The sequence below is a fragment of the Desulfurococcus sp. genome (assembly GCF_049970475.1).
Lineage (GTDB): Archaea > Thermoproteota > Thermoprotei_A > Sulfolobales > Desulfurococcaceae > Desulfurococcus > Desulfurococcus amylolyticus.
Window position 1 is genome coordinate 1 of record NZ_JBMFMW010000109.1, and the last position, 3,716, is coordinate 3,716.

Annotated in this window: 3 protein-coding genes; all 3 read left to right on the forward strand. The window is 46.7% G+C overall.

Annotated elements, in window-relative coordinates; all coding sequences use genetic code 11:
* Window positions 1-306: PqqD family protein (locus ACP5N5_RS06160; RefSeq protein ID WP_428133995.1), on the forward strand; the 306-nt coding region annotated here is incomplete at its 5' end.
* Between the two features lie 257 nt (window positions 307-563).
* Window positions 564-1,739, forward strand: coding sequence for a thiolase domain-containing protein (locus ACP5N5_RS06165; protein WP_428133998.1), 1,176 nt, complete (start codon window positions 564-566; stop codon window positions 1,737-1,739).
* Window positions 1,739-3,295 carry an acyl-CoA carboxylase subunit beta gene (locus ACP5N5_RS06170; protein WP_428134000.1) on the forward strand — a complete coding sequence of 519 codons (1,557 nt, stop codon included), beginning with the start codon at window positions 1,739-1,741 and terminating at the stop codon, window positions 3,293-3,295. Before ACP5N5_RS06165 ends, ACP5N5_RS06170 begins: the two co-directional genes overlap by 1 nt.
* The last annotated feature ends 421 nt before the right edge of the window (window positions 3,296-3,716 follow it).

Genomic DNA, 3,716 nt, shown 5'->3' on the forward strand with positions numbered 1-3,716 from the left:
CACGATCATCCAGGACATGAGGAAGCAATTAATAGGTTCAACGAGTTGAAGGATGTCAAGCCGGTTAGACAGGGAGAGTTCCTGGGAGAGGAGCAGGAGAAATTCTATGTTGCATTAAGCGAGGAAGAAGTATACGAACTCTCACCTCTGGCATATTATATATGGGTAATGTGTGATGGCGAGCACACAGTGAATGAGCTGGCTGAATCAATAAGTAAGGAGGCCCAGATAGACGTTAAGGATGTAATTGAGCCATTAGTAATGGCTCTCAACCAACTCTATGAAGCTAAACTCGTGAACTACTAGGCTAGGCAGTACATCCATAATATAAAACTCAATCCATGTTTTTCAACGATTCCCCGGTAAGCCAGCCCAGGTAAATTCTTTAATACCGTCTGAAACAATATATTGTTTTATATAGATGGCCGGAGACTCCAGTACCGATAATGATGAGGAGACTCCACCCCTCGGGACGCTTCTTGTTCAGTCCAGAGTGTTTAAATAATTGCTGTATAATTTATTCTATCAAGGCAATGCATGTCTATCTTAGGGTGCGATTAGAAATGGATAGTGTATTCATAGTCGGAGTTGGCATGACCAAGATTAGCAGGTTTTACGAGCAATCCGCTAGAGAGCTTTTCTCCCAGGCACTATGGAAGGCTATCGAGGACGCTGGAGGAGTTAAGCCAAAGGCGCTTGTAGTAGGCAACATGATGTCGAGTGTTTTAATGAACCAGGATAGCTTGGGTGCTTTACTAGCAGATTACGCTGGTTTAAGAGGAATACCGGCATTCAAGGTCGAGGCTGCATGTGGCAGTGGTGGGGCAGCCCTGTATGCAGGCTACGCGATGGTCAAGGCTGGAATAACTGATGTAGTCGCTGTCGGAGGTATCGAGAAGCAGACAGAGGCTACAACACCATATGTTACTCGTGCATTAGCCCAGGCAGCTGATGCTGACTTTGAGGTTTTCTACGGTGCTTCATTTACAGGGCTAAATGCGATGATCGCCAGGCTATATATGCAGTTGTTTGGTTATAGCGAGGAGGATTTATCACACTGGCCTCTTAAAATGCATGAATATGCCAGCTATAATCCATATGCACAACTACCTAGGAAAACAAGTATGAAGGAGATACTTGAAAGCCCCATGATCGCTGACCCGATAAGATTATTCCATGCAGCCCCGCTGGGTGATGGAGCAGCTGCCGTGCTCCTTGTAAGGGGAGAGGAGAAGGCACGCGAGATAGCGAAGTCGACTGGTAGAGATACACTTGTAGAGCTGGCCGGGATAGGCATGGCTACGGACAGCGTTGACCTGGCATCGAGAAATAATATACTTGTAATGGAATCCACTGTCAAGGCGGCACAGGAAGCGTTGAAAATGGCTGGATTAAGCCTCAAAGATATAGATTACGCCGAGATACACGATGCATTCCATATAACTGGCTATGCAGCATTAGAGGACATAGGCTTCGCACCGAAAGGAGAGGCACCTAAGCTATTCAAGGAGGGGCGTTTCCAGAAAGGTGATAAGCCCGAGGTGAACTTTAGCGGTGGATTAAAGGCGAGGGGACACCCAGTTGGCGCGACAGGCATATACCAGGTTGTTGAATCAGTGATGCAGTTACGCGGAGACTTTCCAGGGTTTAAGGCCAGTACCCCAGCAACGGCTCTAACACATAACATAGGTGGTGTAAGCACCATAGCAGTGGTATCAGTGTTGAAAAGGTGGAGGTAGTGAGTCACGAGGACTTATTGAGAAAGGTGAATGAGTACAGGGAGAAATCCATAGAGGGCGGCGGCAGGGATAAGATTGAACAGCAACGACAGAAAGGTAAGCTGTGGGTAAGGGATAGGTTAAACAGGTTACTTGATCCCGACTCCTTCGCTGAGCTACAGTGGATGAGGACGCATAGATCAACATATTTCGGTCTGGATAAACTCAAATATTATGGCGATGGAGTTGTAACAGGTTACGGTGTGATCGATAAGAGACTGGTTTACGTTTATGCCCAGGATTTCACGGTTCTAGGTGGAAGCATAGGCGAAGCACATGGTGAGAAAATAGCTAGGCTAATCGAGCTAGCCATCAAGACAGGCGCACCGGTGATAGGATTATACGACTCCGGTGGAGCCCGCATACAGGAGGGCGTTGGATCGCTTCACGGATGCGGTAGGATATTTAATGCCAATGTAAAAGCCAGTGGGGTGATACCACAGATAGCCGTTATAATGGGGCCATGTGCCGGTGCTGCTGCCTATAGTCCAGCACTCATGGATTTCGTTATAATGGTTAAGTCGTCATACATGTTTATAACTGGTCCAGAAGTAGTTAAAGCTGCACTTGGCGTCGATGTAACATTTGAGCAGCTTGGCGGAGCTAATATCCATGCATCAACAAGCGGTGTAGCACACTTTATCACCGAGGATGAAGACTCAGCATTGGCCTTAGTCAGGAAGCTCCTCTCATATCTCCCCAGCAATAACATGGAGGAACCACCCTTCATTCAAACGGAGGATCCTGTAGATAGAAGAATAGATGAGATCTATGAGATTGTGCCAACAGACCCTGTTAAATCCTTTGATGTCAAGAAGGTTATTAGCTTACTTGTTGATGAAGGCGACTTCCTAGAGGTGCATGAACACTACGGTAGATCAGCGGTTGTAGGATTTGGCAGGATAGGCGGGTACACTATTGGTATAGTCGCCAATCAGCCAGCTGTGAATGCTGGCGTAATAGATATAGATGCAAGCAATAAAATAGCTAGATTCGTTAGATTCTGTGATTCATTCAACATACCAATAGTGACACTAGTAGATACACCAGGCTTTATGCCTGGAGTAGATCAGGAGCATGGTGGTATAATAAGGCATGGCGCAAAGGTATTATATGCGTACTCGGAGGCGACAGTACCAAAGATAACACTGGTTATGAGGAAGGCCTATGGAGGAGCCTACATAGCTATGGGTAGCCTCTCACTGGAAAGCGATATAAACCTAGCATGGCCTACAGCAGAGATAGCGGTAATGGGGCCCGAGGGAGCTATAAGAATACTCTATAGGAAGGAGTTATCCCAGGCACCTGACCCCGAGGAGCTTGCACGAAAGAAGCTGGCTGAGTATAGGGAGGCATTCGCAAACCCGTTTAGAGCTGCCGAGCTGGGATACATAGATGATATAATAGATCCAGCCTTAACAAGGTTGAAGATATATGAGGCGCTTAAGGCTTTAAAGAATAAGAGGGAAGAATTCCTAGGCATGATACCCAAGAAACATGGCAATATACCTCTCTAATATTCTTTTCCAGATCATTTACCTTAATATGGCTTGCCCTCTCGACTACCCCATAGATGAAAGATGCAGCCCCCGAATAGATGCAGGGAATTCCCCCGCTCTTCAGGGCGAGGAGGTCAGTTCTTAGGGGTTCAGGGTCTGATATTAAGTTTATGTTGGCTGTGTTACCCCTTCATCGGGCTTAGGGGTGTTGAGGGGTATTCTGAGACCCTGTATCCCGGGTTTCTTTGGAGGTGTCCTCAGCCCCCACCTTATTATAATAAACTCTTCACAGCAGCAAACAACACCAACCAATACAAGCCCATATGAAAACCAAAACAACAGCAAGGGCTCATATTCCTAGTCATGGAACACGGTGTCCCATATATTTATCTACAGCGTTTCCCCGCTGATGTTTTGTTAGCGGGGTTAGCCCCTGGCC